The sequence below is a fragment of the Flavobacterium sp. CECT 9288 genome, assembly GCF_918731615.1.
In the GTDB taxonomy this organism is placed as follows: domain Bacteria; phylum Bacteroidota; class Bacteroidia; order Flavobacteriales; family Flavobacteriaceae; genus Flavobacterium.
In genome coordinates, this window is record NZ_OU957226.1 from 1,657,906 (window position 1) to 1,677,525 (window position 19,620).

Annotated in this window: 15 protein-coding genes and 1 riboswitch; of the genes, 3 read left to right on the top strand and 12 right to left on the bottom strand. The window is 33.3% G+C overall.

All coding sequences use genetic code 11. The features are described from left to right. Window positions 1-85 precede the first annotated feature (85 nt). Window positions 86-1,408: a Na+/H+ antiporter NhaC family protein gene (locus LQ189_RS07235; protein WP_230155379.1), complete on the bottom strand. Its 1,323-nt coding sequence runs from the start codon at window positions 1,406-1,408 to the stop codon at window positions 86-88. Between the two features lie 54 nt (window positions 1,409-1,462). Beyond that, window positions 1,463-1,559, bottom strand: a riboswitch (SAM-I-IV-variant riboswitch). Between the two features lie 225 nt (window positions 1,560-1,784). Here LQ189_RS07235 and LQ189_RS07240 point away from each other — a divergent pair. Further along, the gene (locus LQ189_RS07240; protein ID WP_230155380.1) at window positions 1,785-2,966 is read left to right on the top strand and encodes a cytochrome-c peroxidase; all 1,182 of its coding nucleotides are present in this window, start codon (window positions 1,785-1,787) and stop codon (window positions 2,964-2,966) included. A gap of 55 nt (window positions 2,967-3,021) precedes the next feature. Here LQ189_RS07240 and LQ189_RS07245 read toward each other — a convergent pair whose 3' ends face one another. The 11 genes from LQ189_RS07245 to LQ189_RS07295 all read right to left on the bottom strand — a co-directional run bounded on the left by LQ189_RS07245 (window position 3,022) and on the right by LQ189_RS07295 (window position 16,463). Then, window positions 3,022-3,444, bottom strand: a complete 423-nt coding sequence (locus LQ189_RS07245; RefSeq protein WP_144890897.1) for a hypothetical protein — start codon at window positions 3,442-3,444, stop codon at window positions 3,022-3,024. A gap of 199 nt (window positions 3,445-3,643) precedes the next feature. Next, window positions 3,644-4,516 (bottom strand): succinate--CoA ligase subunit alpha, encoded by an 873-nt coding sequence (gene sucD / locus LQ189_RS07250; RefSeq protein ID WP_086454387.1) that lies wholly within the window; start codon window positions 4,514-4,516, stop codon window positions 3,644-3,646. A 94-nt stretch (window positions 4,517-4,610) separates the two neighbouring features. Beyond that, entirely contained in the window at window positions 4,611-4,973 is a 363-nt protein-coding gene (locus LQ189_RS07255; RefSeq protein WP_230155381.1) for a nuclear transport factor 2 family protein, read from the bottom strand. A gap of 1 nt (window position 4,974) precedes the next feature. After that, entirely contained in the window at window positions 4,975-5,904 is a 930-nt protein-coding gene (locus LQ189_RS07260) for a UDP-3-O-(3-hydroxymyristoyl)glucosamine N-acyltransferase (RefSeq protein ID WP_230155383.1), read from the bottom strand. A gap of 53 nt (window positions 5,905-5,957) precedes the next feature. Continuing rightward, a complete protein-coding gene (efp, locus tag LQ189_RS07265; RefSeq protein WP_086454390.1) occupies window positions 5,958-6,524 on the bottom strand; it encodes an elongation factor P in 567 nt (188 codons plus the stop codon). 111 nt (window positions 6,525-6,635) lie between these two features. Next, window positions 6,636-7,421, bottom strand: a complete 786-nt coding sequence (gene lpxA, locus LQ189_RS07270) for an acyl-ACP--UDP-N-acetylglucosamine O-acyltransferase (protein ID WP_086454391.1) — start codon at window positions 7,419-7,421, stop codon at window positions 6,636-6,638. Between the two features lie 70 nt (window positions 7,422-7,491). Next, the gene (locus LQ189_RS07275) at window positions 7,492-8,880 is read right to left on the bottom strand and encodes a bifunctional UDP-3-O-[3-hydroxymyristoyl] N-acetylglucosamine deacetylase/3-hydroxyacyl-ACP dehydratase (protein ID WP_230158645.1); all 1,389 of its coding nucleotides are present in this window, start codon (window positions 8,878-8,880) and stop codon (window positions 7,492-7,494) included. Further along, entirely contained in the window at window positions 8,873-9,916 is a 1,044-nt protein-coding gene (gene lpxD / locus LQ189_RS07280; RefSeq protein WP_230155385.1) for a UDP-3-O-(3-hydroxymyristoyl)glucosamine N-acyltransferase, read from the bottom strand. The genes LQ189_RS07275 and lpxD overlap by 8 nt, the downstream gene beginning before the upstream one ends. Window positions 9,917-9,956: 40 nt before the next feature. Continuing rightward, window positions 9,957-11,186: an HD domain-containing protein gene (locus tag LQ189_RS07285; protein WP_230155387.1), complete on the bottom strand. Its 1,230-nt coding sequence runs from the start codon at window positions 11,184-11,186 to the stop codon at window positions 9,957-9,959. A 198-nt stretch (window positions 11,187-11,384) separates the two neighbouring features. Next, window positions 11,385-13,307: an amino acid permease gene (locus LQ189_RS07290; protein ID WP_230155388.1), complete on the bottom strand. Its 1,923-nt coding sequence runs from the start codon at window positions 13,305-13,307 to the stop codon at window positions 11,385-11,387. Window positions 13,308-13,547: 240 nt separating this feature from the next. After that, window positions 13,548-16,463: an FAD-binding and (Fe-S)-binding domain-containing protein gene (locus tag LQ189_RS07295; protein ID WP_230155389.1), complete on the bottom strand. Its 2,916-nt coding sequence runs from the start codon at window positions 16,461-16,463 to the stop codon at window positions 13,548-13,550. A gap of 226 nt (window positions 16,464-16,689) precedes the next feature. Here LQ189_RS07295 and LQ189_RS07300 point away from each other — a divergent pair, with 226 nt between their 5' ends. Further along, window positions 16,690-18,225: a glycoside hydrolase family 10 protein gene (locus tag LQ189_RS07300; RefSeq protein ID WP_230155392.1), complete on the top strand. Its 1,536-nt coding sequence runs from the start codon at window positions 16,690-16,692 to the stop codon at window positions 18,223-18,225. 13 nt (window positions 18,226-18,238) lie between these two features. Beyond that, window positions 18,239-19,564 carry an MFS transporter gene (locus LQ189_RS07305; protein ID WP_230155394.1) on the top strand — a complete coding sequence of 442 codons (1,326 nt, stop codon included), beginning with the start codon at window positions 18,239-18,241 and terminating at the stop codon, window positions 19,562-19,564. Window positions 19,565-19,620 lie beyond the last annotated feature (56 nt).

A 19,620-nucleotide genomic window follows, 5' to 3' on the forward strand; every position in this document is an offset into this window, starting at 1 on the left:
CAGGGCTAAAAACGACTTGCCAAATATATACTATTTCCTTTTTTAAAAAAAATTTAGCTTTGATTATGAACAATAATTTTTACAATTAAACCTTCAAAAAACGATATGCTAGTTTATCCCAAAAAGCAGCATAAATGGCAATCAATGTAAATACTAGCAAAAACAAATGATACCACGCATTACTTAAAATATCTATAAAATTTAATTTACCATTTGCATAGTTTAATATCAACAATATCTGAGCACCATATGGCAATATCCCTTGTATTACACACGAAAAAATATCTAATATAGTAGCCGATTTTTTAGCACTCAACCCGTATTCATCATTAATTTCCTTTGCAATGGGCCCGGTAATAACAATAGAAACCGTATTATTTGCAATAGCTAAATTTGCAAAACCTACTAATACTCCAATTCCTGTTTGTGCTGATTTTTTACTTTTAATTCTTTTCTTTATCTGATTCAAAACCCATGTAATACCACCAGCTGTGTCCACCATAGCTGCTAATCCACCTGTAAGCATAGAAAGTAAAAAGATATCTGTCATACTCGTAAATCCTTCATAAATTTTCTGAGTAAACTCCATTACTGTAAAAGAATCATTATAAAAACCAATAAAACCCGCAATTATGGTACCTAATAGTAAAGTGTAAAAAACGTTGACACCTACAACTGCTAAAATTATCACTAAAACATAAGGCAAGATAGCCCATAATGAATAATCACTTTTTGCAATATCCACAGAAACAACATCTGAATTAAATCCCAAATAAAAGAAAATTAAAATAGTTACAATTGCCGCCGGAAGCGCGATAAACAAATTAATCTTAAACTTATCTTTTAAATCACAACCTAGAGATTGAGTGGCAGCGATGGTAGTGTCTGATATCATTGATAAATTATCTCCTAACATAGAACCGCCTAGTAAAGCACCTGCTATCAATGGCATAGAAGCACCACTTTTATCAGCAAGTGATATCGCAATAGGTCCTATTGCAACTATAGCTCCAACAGATGTACCTGTAGCAGTTGATAAAAACGAGGCTATCAAGAAAATCCCCAATGGAAAGTACGCTACATCAATGGTATTAATACCTAGGTTCACTACTGCATCAACTCCACCCATTGCCTTACTAACAACTGCAAAAGCGCCTGCAAATAAATAAATCAAACACATGGTTATAATTTTACTATCACCACAACCAGCAATTAAAGTATCAACTTTATCTTCTGTACTGTTTTTAAACAAAATAAAAGCAGCAACAATGCCTACCAAAACAGCAACAGGAGAAGGAAAAGCATAAAAATCATTAAGCAAAATACCTGCTCCTAAAAAAGTAAAAATAAAAATAAATAGCGGAATCAATGCAAAAGGATTTCCAGATTCCTTAGTAAACTTTGTCATAAAAATAATTTTAAATTAAGTGTTATGACGAAAAACAAAGCTGGTATTGGGAATGTAAACAACATTTTTTCCAAAAGATTTGGCTTATCGTTTTAGCACCTTGCTTGTTGTTGCAGGTTGCTATCCTATTGAAGGATTCGTGATAACGGGTGCAAAAGTAATTAATATTTTATGATAAACTAAACAAACACTTTAAAATTTAAAATATTATGCAATATTTAACAAACGGAACTTTATTTAAAATTAAAAATCTCATAAAATAAAGTGTTATCAAATTAAAAATTATCATAAATTAAACTATTTTAGATAAACATAGTCTAATGAATATCAAAATAAATAATATAATTCATATAATATTAACATTAATTGAATAATTATGAAAAAATTCATATTATTAATCGGCTTAATTTTAGTTCTAAGTTGTAGTAAAAATGATGACGCAAATGAATATGTGGCTATTGATCCCTATCCTAATATTACAACAACATTTACCGGCAAAATAAATGTTAACAAACTAGATAATTATTCGAACCAAACGATTCCTAGCTATATCACTAAAGATAATACTGCAGGGAATGCCATTACAGATAAAGGCGCTACTTTAGGACGGGTCTTATTCTACGATAAGAATTTATCGTCAAAAAATACCATCTCCTGCTCCTCTTGTCACATTCAAGCAAATGCTTTTGGAGATGTTGCAGTAGCTAGTACAGGAGTAAATGGAACAACTAGCAGACACTCCATGAGATTGATAAATACTAGATTTTCAAATGAAAATAAATTCTTTTGGGATGAGAGAGCTTCAACTTTAGAAAATCAAGTAACCCAACCTATTCAAGACCATATTGAAATGGGCTTTAGTGGTACACTAGGCGATGGCAACTTTACTGCGTTAATTACTAAACTACAAAACATAGGGTATTATAAAGAATTGTTCAAGTTTGTATATGGATCAGAGGATATTACTGAAAACAAAATTCAACTTGCTTTATCACAATTTGTAAGAAGCATTCAATCATTCGATGCAGAATATGATGTGGGTCGCGCCCTTGTTGCAAATGACAATCAACAGTTTCCTAATTTCACAGCTCAAGAAAACCAAGGTAAAAATTTATTTTTAACACCACCTGTTTTTGACGCTACTGGAAATAGAACTGCTGGAGGAGTAGGTTGTGCGGGTTGCCATCAAGCTCCTGAATTTAGTATTGACCCAAACAGTAGAAATAATGGAATAATCGGGATACTAAATGGAAATGGAATTGACATCACAAATACTAAATCTCCATCACTTAGAGACTTGGTAAAAGCAGATGGAAGTACCAATGGCGCTTTCATGCATACCGCAAATTTGAATACGCTTCAAAATGTAATTGGCCATTACGGCACAATAAACCTAGCACCTGGAAATACAAATCTTGACGCTAGGTTAAGGCCAAATGGTTTTGGTCAAAAATTAAATTTAAATGCCTCAGAAGTAGACGCTTTAATCGCCTTTCTAAAAACCTTAACTGGAACAAATGTCTATGTAGATACAAAATGGTCAACACCTTTTAAATAACATAAAAGTCCCCAAATGTAGATTTGGGGACTTTTAATTTTTAATCAAAATGAACTTAAAAAGCTACATTCCATCTTGGTAATCTTCCATTTTCATCAAAGAAATTTTGTAAAATTACACCTTCAACTGCAGTTGGAATTCCTTTTGAGTCTGTATTAAAAGTTTCATACCAAACTACTTCAAGCGCGGTAATGTCTTCAATTTTCATTTGTGCTGGCCAAGAATATTTTCTTCCCGTTTTAGCAAATTGATGCCCCTCTACAATCTTGTCATAAAGTCCGCCATTTTTTGCTTTTAAAGCACCATTATTTTGAACAGTTCCTGTAGAACCTACCATAATCAATTCTTTTGAATCACCTACGGCATACACTAAAAACACCCCTGATCCATCCGAAGCATTGCAAACTTCAGCAAGACTATCTTCAATTGTGAAAGAAAATTGATTGGTAACTTTGAATTTTTCTAATTCTTTGTACATATATATTATTTATTAGGAACTAGCCATGAACATCATTTTACGAGTAGTAAAATAAACCATAACAAGTTCATTTGCATTTTATTGATTTTGCTGTAAAATCAGATTTTCAATAAAGTGCAAAGGTATTTTTTTAATTCTATTAATCATAAAAAAGCCTCACAAATTGTGAGGCTTTACTATTATTTAGAAAAAGCTTAGATTAACCTAAAACTTCTTTTACTTTTTTACCAATTTCAGCAGGTGAATCCACAACGTGAATACCACATTCTCTCATGATTTGTTTTTTAGCCTCGGCTGTATCGTCAGATCCACCAACAATTGCACCTGCATGCCCCATTGTACGTCCTGCTGGAGCAGTAACTCCTGCAATGAAACCTACAACTGGCTTACGGTTTCCATCCGCTTTGATCCATTTTGCAGCATCAGCTTCCAGTTGACCGCCAATTTCACCTATCATTACGATACATTCAGTCTCTGGATCATTCATTAACAATTCAACAGCTTCTTTTGTAGTAGTTCCAATGATTGGATCTCCACCAATACCGATTGCAGTAGTGATTCCTAAACCTTGTTTTACTACTTGATCAGCAGCCTCATACGTTAAAGTTCCTGATTTAGACACAATACCTACGGTTCCTTTTTTGAATACAAAACCTGGCATAATCCCTACTTTAGCTTCACCTGGAGTAATAATTCCAGGACAGTTAGGCCCTATCAATCTTGCATTTCTTTCTTTTACATAACTGTTTGCTTTTATCATATCAGCAACAGGAATTCCTTCGGTAATTGCAATGATTACTTTAATTCCAGCATCAGCAGCTTCCATAATAGCATCAGCAGCAAAAGCTGGTGGTACAAAAATGATAGTTGTATCAGCACCTGCTTGGTCAACAGCATCTTTTACAGTATTAAATACAGGTCTATCTAAGTGACTTGTTCCTCCTTTACCAGGAGTTACACCACCTACAACATTGGTACCATACTCGATCATTTGAGAAGCATGGAAAGTACCTTCACTTCCTGTAAAACCTTGAACAATTATTTTGGAATCTTTGTTAACTAAAACACTCATGATATATTTTTTATGTAGTTTTTAAAATGGTTATGCAAAAGTATAAAATAGTAATCAGTAATCAGTATTCAGCGTTCAGTTTTTTGACACTAAATTATGATAATTGACTCATTTGATATCCGCGATATAATTTTTGATCTTTAATTTGCCAAATTACAATAAAATGAGCTAAAAGCATTTCTTCTCTTGGATTTTCAATTGTTTTAACAAAATGAGAATAACGCACTGATACCAAATCATTTTCGGCAATAATGTGACTAATTCTAACTTTTGATCGAACATAAGCTTTACTTAATTCATCTGAAAGTAATAATAATGAAGCAAAATCATGTTCGACAAATCCTTTGCTACTATTCCACTCTAAAACTATTTCTGGATGCAAAAATTCTTTTAGAAGGGTACTATCAATTAAAGCATCTGATTTATAAAAATTTTGAACTATTTCTTTAGCAGACATATTACTTCAGTTTATTTAAAATTTCTGGAATTTTTTTAATATTAGCCAATTGCTTCAACTTTTCCCTAGATTCTTCTATAGGTGTACCAAAATAGGATTTACCACCTTCAACAGATTTAGTAACTCCAGTTTGTCCCATAATAACAGCTTTTGCCCCAATTGTGATTCCACTAGTTGTGCCTACTTGTCCCCACATGGTTACTTCATCCTCAACAATTACACAACCTGCAATACCAGTTTGAGATGCAATTAAACATTTTTTACCAATAACGGTATCATGTCCAATATGAACTTGGTTGTCAATTTTTGTTCCTTCACCTATGGTTGTATCTCCAGTCACTCCTTTATCAATGGTACAAAGAGCACCTATCCCAACATTGTCTTCAATAACAACTCTACCACCAGAAACCAATTGATCATAACCCTCTGGACGTTTTTTATAATAAAAAGCATCAGCCCCTAAAACAGTACCAGCATGTATAATAACATTGTTACCTATTACAGTATGGTCATAAATAGACACATTAGAATGGATTAAACAATTATTACCAATTTCCACATGATTTCCAATAAAAGTATTGGGTTGAATGACTGTTCCTTCACCAATTACAGCAGTGTTAGAAATAGCAACATTCGAAAATTGAAAAGGTTTAAAATGCCTTGTTAAAACATTAAAATCTCTAAAAGGATCATCAGACAATAACAATGCTTTACCCTCTGGACAATCAACCTCTTTATTGATTAATATTATGGTTGCCGCAGATTGTAATGCTTTATCATAATATTTAGGATGGTCAACAAAAACGATATCGCCTGGTACTACAACATGAATTTCATTCATGCCGTAAACAGGAAAATCAGCATCACCAATGTATTTACAATTGATGATGCTTGCTATTTCTTGTAAAGCATGTCTTTTTTTGAACTTCATTTACTATTTTTTATTAAAATCAAAATATCTTGAAAAATAGAACAAGTAAGAACTTATTCTTTAACGCGCTCCATATATGAACCGCTTGCCGTATCTATTTTAATTTTATCACCTTCGTTGATAAATAAAGGTACATTAACACTTGCACCCGTTTCTACCGTAGCAGATTTAGTAGCATTGGTTGCTGTATTTCCTTTTATCCCTGGTTCAGCATACGTAACTTCAAGAATAACTGAAGCTGGCATATCAACAGATAAAGGTAGGTCAGTTTCGGTATTGATACTTACCATTACATTTTCACCTTCTTTTAATAAATCAGGAGAGTCCAAAATATTCTTGTTTAATGTAATTTGTTCAAAAGTTTCTGTGTTCATAAAATGAAACTGATCTCCTTCTGGGTACAAAAATTGGAATTTGTGGTTTTCAACGCGAACTTCATCAATTTTGTGACCTGCCGAAAAAGTGTTATCTAATACTTTACCATTTGTTAAACTTCTTAATTTTGTTCTCACAAATGCTGGCCCTTTTCCTGGCTTAACATGTAAAAATTCAATAATTTTATAAATATCATTGTTGTACTTGATACACAATCCGTTTTTAATATCTGATGTAGATGCCATTTGAATGTTTGTTTAATTTATCTATCCTAATTCTAAAATAAGAGAATATAGGAAATGAAAATGAGTTACTTAATTATTTTGTTTTTTTTGATTCTTATTTTGGAAATAGAATTAATAGTTCCCAGAATATCCTTTCATAACACCTCGTGAAGAATTTCTAATAAAATCAATTATTTCATCTCTTTCTGGAGTTGCTTCCATTTCGGCTTCAATAATTCCCAAAGCTTGAGTGACATTGTAATTTTTTTGATATAAAATTCTATAGATGTCTTGAATCTCTCTTATTTTATCAGAAGAAAATCCTCTTCTTCGTAAACCTACAGAGTTTATCCCTACGTATGACAAAGGTTCTTTAGCCGCTTTTGTATATGGTGGAACATCTTTTCTCAACAAAGATCCTCCTGAAATCATAGCATGATCACCTACACTTATAAATTGATGAACTGCTGACAATCCACCTATTATGGCATAATTTCCAATGGTTACATGGCCACCAAGTAAAACACCATTAACAATAATGGCATTATTACCAACATGGCAATCATGAGCAATATGCGCCGTTGCCATAATAAGGCAATTATCACCTATTACAGTTTGACCAGAAGCAATAGTACCTCTATTGATAGTTACACATTCTCTAATGGTACAATTATCGCCTATAATTACTAGTGAATCCTCTCCGCCAAATTTTAAATCTTGAGGAACTGCTGAAATGACTGCTCCAGGGAATATATTACAATTTTTTCCAATTCTTGCACCTTCCATAATGGTAACATTTGAACCTATCCAAGTTCCATCTCCAATAACAACGTTATTGTGAATGGTTGTAAATGGTTCTATTACAACATTTTTGGCAATTTTAGCACCCGGATGAACATAGGCTAGTGGTTGATTCATCAGCTCTTTTTTATTAATTTTAAATTATTGCAATTGAAAGTTTAATGCTTTAAAACATATCAATCCAATTTTACTGTTTTTTTGCAATCTGCGCCATAAGTTCTGCCTCGGCTACAAGCTTACCATTTGCGTAAGCATTTGCTTGCATGTGACATATTCCTCTACGGATAGGCGTGATCAAATCACATTTAAATATCAATGTATCACCAGGTAATACTTTATGTTTGAATTTCACATTATCAATTTTCATGAAATATGTCAAATAATTTTCAGGATCTGGAACCGTACTTAAAACCAGTATTCCTCCTGTTTGAGCCATAGCTTCAACAATTAAAACACCTGGCATTACGGGAGCTTCTGGAAAATGTCCTACAAAGAAATTCTCGTTCATGGTCACATTTTTCATACCTACCACGTGACTTTCAGACATTTCAATGATTCTATCAATTAATAAAAATGGAGGTCTGTGAGGCAACACCGCCATAATTTTATGAATGTCCATCAAAGGTTCTTGATTCAAATCATAAACAGGAACGTAATTTCTTTGTTCAATTTTTATGATTTTTGCCATCTTTTTTGCAAACTGTGTATTCACAAAATGACCGGGTTTATTTGCAATTACTTTTCCTTGAATGCGTGTACCTATCAAAGCTAAATCACCAACTACATCAAGTAATTTGTGTCTTGCAGCCTCATTAGGATAATGCAACGTTAGGTTATCTAGAATTCCATTTGGTTTAACCGAAATTTCATCTTTACCAAATGCAACCTTTAAATTTTCCATTGTAGATGCTGAAATTTCCTTATCAACATATACAATTGCGTTGTTTAAATCGCCACCTTTAATTAATCCATTTTCTAATAAGGACTCTAATTCATGTAGAAAACTAAAAGTTCTAGAATCAGCAATTTCATTTTTAAAATCGGTAATACTTTTTAAGTTTGCGTTTTGAGTTCCTAATATTTTAGTTCCAAAATCAACCATGGTTGTAACGCAGTATTGATCACTTGGCATTACTAGAATTTCACTTCCAGAAGCTTCGTCAAGATAAGAGATTACCTCTTTTACAACATATACTTTGCGTTTTGCATTTTGCTCTTCAAAACCTGCATTTTCTAGCGCTTCAACAAAATATTTAGAAGAACCATCCATAATAGGAAGTTCAGAAGCATTTAATTCAATTATAATATTATCAAGATCACAACCTATTAATGCCGCCAAAACATGCTCTGGAGTTTGAATCTTTACACCAAGTTTTTCAAGATTAGTTCCTCTTTGTGTGTTTACCACATAATTAGCGTCAGCTTCTATCACTGGCTGCCCCTCTAGATCAACTCTCACAAAAGTAAAACCATTATTTACTGGAGCTGGTTTAAAAGTCATTTTAACTTCTTTTCCGGTATGTAAGCCCACTCCTGTAAGTGAAATTTCTGTTTTGATGGTTTTCTGTTTAACCATTGTTTCCATTTTTTTGGTTTAAAATTTTCTTTTTTAATTCTTCTATTTCAGCTACAATTTTAGGTAAGTTTTTAAAATGCACATATGACTTACTAAAATCATTGTACCCAAAGGTAGGACTACCTTGTAAAACTTCATTGTCTTTTATGTTTCTCCCCACACCTGATTGGGCTTGAATACGAACATTGTTACCTATTGTTAAATGGCCAGATATGCCAACCTGACCTCCTATCATACAGTTTCGGCCGATTTTTGTAGAACCAGCTACACCAGTTTGAGCTGCAATAACCGTGTTCTCCCCTATCTCAACATTGTGAGCAATCTGAATTTGATTGTCTAACTTTACTCCTTTTCTAATTATAGTAGATCCCATGGTTGCTCTATCTACAGTAGTACAGGAACCTATATCAACATTATCTTCAATAATTACATTACCTATTTGAGGTATTTTTGTGTACGTCCCGTCAGGATTTGGTGCGAAACCAAAACCATCAGATCCGATAATTGCTCCAGAGTGAATGGTACAATTTTTTCCAATAATTGTTTCCGAATACACTTTTGCACCAGCAAAAAGAATTGTATCATCTCCTAAAACTACGTTATCCCCTACAAAACAATTTGGATAAATTTTCACATTATCACCAATTGAAACGTTTTCGCCAATATAACTAAAGCTTCCTAAATAAAAATTAGCTCCTAAAATTACATTTTTAGAAATAAAAGAAGGTTCTTCAACCCCTGCTTTATTGAGTTTTACTTGATTATAAAATTCTAATAATTTTGTAAACGAGGCATAAGCATCATCAACTTTAATCATTGTTGTGTTTACCATATTATCGGGTGCAAAACTTTGATTAACAATCGTAACAGATGCTTTTGTAGTATAGATATGGTTGTTGTATTTAGGATTTGAAAGAAAAGTAAGTGAACCCTCAATTCCTTCTTCAATTTTTGATAATGTAGAAACTTCAGCCATAGGATTCCCTATTACTTCTCCCTCCAGAATCTCCGCTATTTGTGCTGCTGTAAATTTCATTGCGACAAAAATATAAAAAAATAGATTTTAAATGCTGTTTTTATAACAGTTGTTTTGGGAAACATAAATAATACTTGGTCACTAACTTTGATAAGGATTTCAAATTTAACTGATCAGATGACTCAATTACGTCTTCAATTGTGCTGTCTTTTTTAAGAATACGTATGGGCTCAGCCTCTTTACTGTATGCTTGATTCTTGATTTTTCCTTTAAAAATAAAATAATTGGTATCGGCAATAGAAATAGAATTTTGAGCAGCAAAACGTTCTTGCATAGGCTGTAAATCCTCAAGAGTTACTTTATCAGTTGTTAATTTAATTTTTAACAAATCTCTGTTAACAATCATTTTGCTTAGAGAAGACAGAATAAAATCATCGTTTTTTTGCCAACTTTTTAAGGCTCCTATAATATCAAAATCATCTAATTGCGCAAATAAATCTAATGTAGTTTCGTCAAATGTATCAATGGTAACTTTATTTTGCATAAAATACAAAAGTGGATCACTGCAAGGAAGTTCAATCCCTTTAAGAGTAAGTTCTTTTGCACGTTTCAAAATTTTCATTAATATCAACTCGGCTACAAGACTTGTTTTGTGTAAATACGCTTGCCAATACATCAATCTTCTTGACATTAAGAATTTTTCTACCGAGTATATTCCTTTCTCTTCAATAACTAAATAATCATCAACCACATTCATCATTTGGATTAAACGCTCTGAATTAACATTGCCCTCAGCAACACCAGAGTAAAAACTATCTCGTTTTAAATAATCCATTCGATCCATGTCTAGCTGACTAGAGATCAATTGCAACATGAATTTTCGATTGTATTCTCCTTTAAAAACCTGGATTGCTAAACTGAGTTGCCCATTAAATTCATTGTTTAATTTATTCATAAAAAGCAATGAAATGGCTTCATGATGCACATCCTCTACAATACTTTTTTCCATGGCATGGGAAAAAGGTCCATGTCCTATATCATGTAATAAAATTGCAATATAGAGTGCATTTTCTTCTTCTGTAGAGATGGTAACATCTTTAAAACGCAATACATCGACCGCTTTCTGCATCAAGTGCATACAACCTAAAGCATGGTGAAAACGAGTATGATTAGCACCTGGATAAACTAAATAGGACAATCCCATCTGAGAAATCCTTCGTAAACGCTGAAGATAAGGATGCTGAATTAAGTCGTAAATTAAAGCATTTGGAATGGTAATGAAACCGTAAATGGGATCATTAAATATTTTGAGTTTATTGATTTGAGTCACTATGGGTGTACATTTTAGATAGCAAATATAGGAAAATGGATTTTGGATTGTCAAAATTATAAATATCCTTTCTATTGCAATTATTTTTAAAATAAAGATTTAAAACTCTTGAAAAATTTTTCAGGTCTAGCAAAAAAAGCTTTTAAAAACAACAAACCTTTATTTGCATAAAGGTTTGTCAAGATATTTAAAAAAGTTTTAAATGTTAAGTTTACTGTTTTTTTGGCTAAAGCCAAAATAAATCACCAGCCCAATAAGCAACCAAACTCCAAAATAAATCCAGTTCCATACACTTAATTCAGCCATCATATACAAACAACATATTAGTCCAAGTAAAGGAATTAGGGATAAATTTTCTTTGTAAGACCAAACTGTAAGTCCTAAAAGTGTGATGATAAAAATCCACATTGGAATTTTGTGCTTGAACAAGCTAAAACCACTTTCATATTTAATAGCATCATCAACAGGAAGTCCCGAAATAATTTTTGCATACGCCGCATCATCATCTTGATACTGACTTAACAACTGTTCTAAATCAGGTGTTTCTGTTGTACCATTTTTTGGATCAACTGTAACTAAGTATTGGTACACTTTTTGAGTTTCTTCTTTATTTAGAGCAGTAATAATTGCTGACGAACTGTTAGCCTGAGTTTCATTCGTAATAAAATCCATTGTTGCTTTCTTGTTATATCCAAATGCTGCAGCAATTCCTATAAGTAATAAAACAGGCATTATAAATTTTGAATTCACATAAGGTGTTTTAAACTTACCACGAGGAATATCTTTTTTATTTTGCAAAACCAAGACACCCGCACACACTAGCACAAAAGCAAACAAAGTCCCAATACTGCATAAATCAGTCACCAATGTTAAGTTTAAAAACAGAGCAGGAATAGCAACAACAAAACCAGTAACGATGGTAGCGTACGAAGGAGTTTGATATTTAGGATGCACTTTAGAAAAACGTTTTGGCAATAATCCATCACGACTCATACTCATCCAAATACGAGGTTGTCCCATTTGAAAAACCAATAAAACACTTGCCATTGCTACTACTGCACTTACCGCAATAATACCAGACATCCATTTTAAATCTAGTTTTTCAAATACAAAAGCAAGCGGATCACCTACATTAAGTAAATCATAACTCACCATACCTGTAAGCACAAGTGCAATAGCAATGTACAACATCGTACATATAATAATAGCCCACATCATACCTCGAGGTAAATCACGTTGTGGATCTTTGCACTCCTCTGCAGTTGTAGATATTGCATCAAAACCAATGTAAGCAAAAAATACGGCTGAAACTCCTTTTAAAACACCCGAAACTCCATTTGGAGCAAACGGATCCCAATTTGCAGTATCAACATAAAAAACACCCACGGCTATTACTAAAAGAACGATGCATAATTTTATAACTACCATGATATTACTCGCATTACGCGACTCTTTCATACCGCGGTAAATTAAGGCAGTAATCAATACAATAATAAGTAAAGCAGGTAAATCAGCTACGAAATGAAAAGAACCAATTACTGGAGAGGTATTCCAAGCAGTATAAGCATCTTGTAATGCAGGACTTAAATCTGCATAGCTTTTTCCAGCTTGCATGAGCGCTGTGGCTTCGTCAAATCCACGTGACGCCGATAGGAAATCCATTTGGATCCATTGGGGTAAATGAATACCCCCACTAGAGAGTAAACTGGTAAAATAATCACTCCAAGATATGGCTACTGTAATATTCCCGACGGAATACTCCATGATCAACGCCCAACCTATTATCCAAGCTATAATTTCACCAAAAGCAACATAAGAATACGTATAGGCACTTCCAGAAACAGGAACCATTGAGGCAAATTCAGCGTAAGCAAAAGCAGCAAAACTACAAGCGACAGCGGTAAATAGAAACAAAAAAATCACCGCAGGTCCACCATCAGCACTTGCTTTTCCAATAGTACTAAAAATACCAGCCCCTACAATTGCAGCAATTCCAAAAGCAGTTAAATCTCTAGCTGTTAAATGTTTTCCTAATGCGTTGTGACCATCTGCATTGTTTTTTTCAACTTGATTCAAAATATCTTGAACAGTTTTTTTTCTAAACAAACCCTTTAATGCCATGTTGACTATTTTAATTGATACTATTCGTGCAAAACTTCTATGCAAAATGTTCCTAAAAGTTAGTTGCGGTTTCAAAAGTATAAAACTAATTGAATTAATACGGTTTTATACACTTATTTTTTAAATATTTTTTGATTTAAATGACTTGAATTATGAAAATAAAAGTCAAATAAATTATTTAATATTCTTTAAAAAATTAAATTCACTTAATTTTAACTTATTTGATGTTATTTTAATAATTTAGATTAAGAAACTTTTCAGAATTGTAATAGGATGTTCTGCTTTTTTCCCTGTTCCGTCAAAAATTTGATGTCTACAGCTTGTACCTGCTGCAACTAGAACTATTTCAGGATCAGCAGTTCTAATTTTTGGAAATAAAGTATCCTCTCCCATTTTCATGCTCACTTCATAATGCTCTTTTTCGTAACCAAAAGAACCTGCCATACCACAACAACCCGAATTGAAAATAGTAACCGTACTATTTTCAGGTAGATTTAACATGGCAAATGTAGCTTGTGTAGAACTCAATGCTTTTTGATGACAATGCCCATGTATTTTTATGGTTTGTTTTTTATTTGAAAAATGAGCTTTTGTAATTTTACCTTTTGTGATCTCATTTTTAAAGAATTCCTCGATAGTGTAAACATTTTCAGCCAACTCTTTCGCTTTTACTTTATCATCTGCTAGGCGAAGGTATTCATCCCTAAACGTCAAAATTGCTGATGGTTCGATACCAATTAACGGTGCATCTTCAGAAACATATTCTGAAAAAACAGAAACATTATAATTAGAAATTGCTTTGGCCTGTTCCAAAAAACCCTTTGATATAAACGCACGTCCGCTTTCTTCATGATCCAAAAGAATTACTTGATACCCTAATTTTGTTAATACTTGATAAGAGTCTATTCCAACTGAAACATCATAATAATTTGTAAACTCATCACAAAACAAGAATACTTTTCCGTTTTCAAAAACACGAGTAATTTCGTTTTCACTATTTTTCTCATACCACTTTCTAAAAGTTTGTTTAGCTAATAATGGTACTTCTCTTTTGGGTGCAATTCCCATGCTTTTTTTTACAAATGGCAAATTAACCATGTAATTAGTAAGTCTGGGAAAAAGACTTCCCAAACCATTCAGTTTAGCATTGTAAGCAAAAACTTTATTTCTCCAAGAATAGCCATTCGTTTCTTGATATTGATATAAAAATTCCGATTTCAATGCAGAAACATCTACATTACTTGGACACTCGCTTGCACATGCTTTACAACTTACACATAAATCAAAAACCTCATATAATTCCTTGTGATTGAACTTATTATCTTGATCCGAATGTGTTAAAAATTCACGCAATGCATTAGCTCTTGCACGGGTAGTATCTTTCTCATTTCTAGTTGCTCTATAACTAGGACACATGGTTCCTCCTGCCGAAGGTAACTTTCTACAATCACCAGAGCCATTGCATTTTTCGGTAGCTCTAAGAACACCCATACTGTCCGAAAAATCTTGAATCGTTTTGATTTCTGGTTCTAATCTTCCAGCTTCAAATCGTAAATTTTCATCCATTTTGAAAGCATTCACAATTTTACCCTCATTCATAATACAATGAGGATCAAAAGCAAATTTGATTCTTTTAAGCAATTCGTAATTTTTTTGCCCAATCATAAATGGCAAAAACTCACCTCTCACAATCCCATCACCATGTTCTCCGCTGAGTGAACCACGATATTTTTTGACTAAAATTGCAACTTCTGTAGCAATATTTCTGAATTGGTGAACGCCTTCCTTGCTCTTTAAATTCAATACTGGCCTAAGATGCAATTCACCAGCACCTGCATGAGCATAGTAAATAGCACTTTGACCGTGACGTTCCATCATGGTTGAGAAATCAGCAATGTATTGCGGTAAATCACTTAATTCAACCGCTGTATCTTCAATAGAATCAGCAGCTTTGTCATCACCCACAATGCTTCCCAAAAGACCTAAACCTGCCTTTCTTAACTCATTAATCTTATCAATATCAGCACCATAAATTTTAGGTAAGGCATAGCCAAAATTGTTTTTTTCTAAATCCGCTATTAATAGATCTGCTTGATTTTCTGCATCTTCCATACTTTTATAGGAGGCTACTTCAAGCATAATTACCGCTTTGGGTTCACCCTGAATAAAAAACCTATTTTTAGCCTGTTCCCTATTGTGTTTTGTGCAATCAAGTATGGTGTCATCCATCATTTCACAAGTGTACAAATGATGCTTCATAGCAGTAACAACGGCCTCAAGACTTTCTTGGATAGAATGAAAATGAGCCACAACCATAACATTATTGGTAGGCGGAAGTACATCAACTTTTAATGTAATTTCAGTAATAAAAGCTAGGGTTCCTTCGCTTCCACAAATGAGTTTGGCTACATTTATAGTTTTTTGGTTTCCACCAAAAAGTTCTGACTGCAACAGCAAATCCACTGCATAGCCTGTATTTCTTCTATGTATTTCAGGTTTTGGAAATTCTTTGACAATTTCTTTTTGGTTTTCAATATTTGAAAGTTCCTCATATAAAGAGCTGTAAATAGCACTTTCAAGCGTATTTCCTTTTGTTTTTTCGATAAATGCATCAGAAGTAATTTCGTTAAAAACAACTTTCGAGCCATCACTTAAAATAGCATGAATCTCCTGAACCTTGTCTCTTGTGACTCCATAGCGTATGGATGTCGTGCCAGAGGAATTGTTACCTACCATTCCGCCCATCATGCAGCGATTTGAGGTAGACGTATTGGGTCCAAAAAACAAACCGTATTCCTTTAAAAACAAATTAAGTTCATCCCGAATCACTCCTGGCTGCACCGTTACAGTTTTATTTGTAGCATCAAAGGAAATTATTTTTGTAAAATATTTAGATACATCAACAATGATTCCGTTTCCTACCGTTTGCCCAGCTAGTGATGTACCAGCTGTTCTGGGCGTTATTGAAATTTTATTTTGAGCCGCAAAATGTAATATTTTGATGATGTCATTCTCAGTTTTGGGTATAGCTACAAGAAGCGGTTTAATACGATAAGCAGATGCATCTGTGGCATACAAGGTTTTATGTAATTCATCTTGTAAAAGAGTTCCCTCAAATGATTGGGATAATTGTTCCAATTGAAGCGATATTGACATCTATAAGTCCTAAATTTGTTAATTTACAAATATAAAAATATCACTTGGTTTTAAACCAAAAAATAAAGAAGATAAAAGAACAATTTAGAATCTTAATTTGAAAGATGAAGAATGAAACTCTAGTTTTGGTCTACAAATTGCACTGATGTTTTAGTGAATATTTCAAAATTTGGCGTTCTATTTCACTAAAAAAACTATTTTTGGAAATTAAAACGATTTGACTTTAATGAAGACTCATAAAAACTCCATATTTCTCACAATTCTTTTACTCCTTTTTTTTACAAACGGTATAGCACAGTCACCAAATCTTCATCCTAAAAATGAGTTTAGAGCTGTATGGATAGCAACTGTTGTAAATATTGACTGGCCTAAAAAAGGTACCGATAGTGTAAGCAAACAAAAAGCAGATTATTTAGAACTACTTGATACATATAAAAAACTAAATTACAATGCTGTCATTGTGCAAATAAGAAGTGTGGGCGATGCATTTTATCCAACACAACTTGCGCCATGGTCACGTTTTTTAACAGGAAAAGAGGGAAAAGCTCCAGATCCTTACTACGATGCACTTCAATGGATGATTACAGAAGCTCACACTAGAGGTTTTGAATTTCATGCGTGGTTAAATCCGTACAGAGCAACTATGGATTACAACACCCAAATTTTAAGTTCTGAGCACGATTATTTCAAACACCCTGAATGGATGATAAAATATGGTGGTAAAATCTATTATAATCCTGCTTTGCCAGAAGTACAAGCACATTTATTGAATGTGGTAAATGAAGTAGTAACAAATTACGATATTGATGCCATTCATTTTGATGATTATTTTTACCCGTATCGCATTCCGGGAGAAGAATTTAATGATAGTGCATCTTTTAAGTTATACGGAGACGGAATGAAACTTGAAGATTGGAGACGCTCTAACGTGAACACTTTTGTAAAAGATGCAGCTGTTGCTATCAAGAAAAATAAGCCTTGGGTTCAATTTGGCATAAGTCCCTTTGGAGTATGGCGAAACAAATCAGTTGATCCAAAAGGTTCTGATACCGAAGCAGGTCAAACCAATTATGATGATTTATTTGCCGATCCACTGGCTTGGATGGATCAAAAATGGATTGATTATATTATTCCGCAGTTGTATTGGAGTATTGATCATCCTAAAGCATCGTATGCAAAACTCCTACGCTGGTGGTCTGAAAATTCTAATAACACAGCCATTTACATAGGAAATAGCAGTTATAAAGTTAACGCAGATTCTGATAAAAAATGGAATAACCCCAATGAATTACCCAATCAAATTGACCTAACCAGAACCTATAAAAACGTGCAAGGAAATGCTTTTTTTAGTGCCAAGTCATTTGTAAATAAAAATCAAAGTGTTACAAATCTTCTAGTACAAAACCAATATAAATACCCAGCCTTACCTACCGTGGTTCCAGCAGCTATTAAAAAAAATGAAGTTGTACCAGTAGTTCAAGCGGCTTTTAGCAATGAAATAGCATCGGGATTTCAAATTGTATATCCCACGGGCTCAAAAATGCGCTATGCAGTAATTTACGGCTCTTCAGCCAATGCTAAAATCGATGTTAATGACGCAAGTCATATCATTGATAAAGTAGCTTTAATTGAAAATTTAGAAACGCTTCAAATATTTGTTCCAACTTATAAATTACATAAAAACAAGACCTGCGCAGTCACTTTTATTGACTACTATGGAAATGAAAGCGATCCAACATTTATAAACGTAGCAGAACACTAATTTTCTAAGATTTATGGCAACAGATAATAGACCTTGGTACTGGATACCGCTTTTAAACTTTGCATCGGGATTTCCTTATGTAATTATTATTTCCGTTTCTGTATTGATGTACAAAAACCTAGGTATCAGTAATGAGGATATTGGCCTCTACACAAGCTTACTGTATCTCCCATGGGTAATTAAACCATTGTGGAGCCCTTTTATAGACTTGCATGGAACCAAAAGAAAATGGTTTTTAAGCATGCAATTGTTTATCTCCATTGCTTTCTTGCTTATTGGTTTTATTATACCAACTAGTCAGTTTTTCTTGTTGAGTTTATCCATTTTTTGGGTAGCAGCATTTGCATCAGCTTCTAATGATGTGGCAAGTGATGGATTTTACATGCTAGCATTGAGCAAAGATCAGCAGTCTTTTTTCCTAGGAATTAGAAGTACATTTTACAGAGCTTCTATGCTTACAGGAAATGGATTGATTATTTTGCTTGCAGGTTATCTTGAACATCATTATGCTAATACGCAAAAAGCATGGTCCTATACAATGATTTTCGTTGGTTTAGTAATGATTTTCTTAACGATTTATAATTATTTTGCTACACCAAAAAAGGAGTTACCAAAAGAAATTGGTGTCACAGAGCAAAAGAATTTCAGCACCGTTTTTGCTAGTTTTTTCAAAAAGAAACAAATCGGTTTAATTCTGGCTTTTATTTTGCTTTTTAGGCTGGGAGAATCTCAACTTCTTAAAATGCTGACTCCTTTTTTAGTAGATAAAAAAACAGTAGGTGGACTTGAATTATCTACCGAAGATGTGGGACTTATTTACGGAACTTTTGGGTTAATTGCGCTAACTATTGGCGGTATTTTAGGCGGTATTGCTATTTCAAAAAAAGGATTGGGCTATTGTATGCTACCTATGATTTTGATCATGCATTTGCCTATTATTGGATTTGTATTGTTAGCTCATTTTCAACCTACTACACTAATTAACCTTTATTTAGACTTGAATCTTTTTACTATCGATTGGTCCTTTAATCCTTATATCACTGCCGTGGTTATTATTGAACAATTAGGGTATGGAATAGGTTTTGCAGCGTTTATGATGTATTTAATTTATGTTGCTGAGGGAGAATCAAAAACTTCACATTATTCTATAGCAACCGGATTTATGGCTTTAGGAATGATGCTTCCAGGGATGTTAAGTGGTTATATCCAAGAATATCTCGGGTATGGCAATTTCTTTATTTGGGTGTTTTTGGCAACCATTCCAGGAATCATTTTGTCTAGATATTTAATTTTCCCAAAGGATTTTGGAAAAAAATTAGAACAAGAGAAAACAAACTAGCTTTCATTTAACATATAAGTCATATAAGTTCCTTTAAGTATCTAAGACGCTCTTAA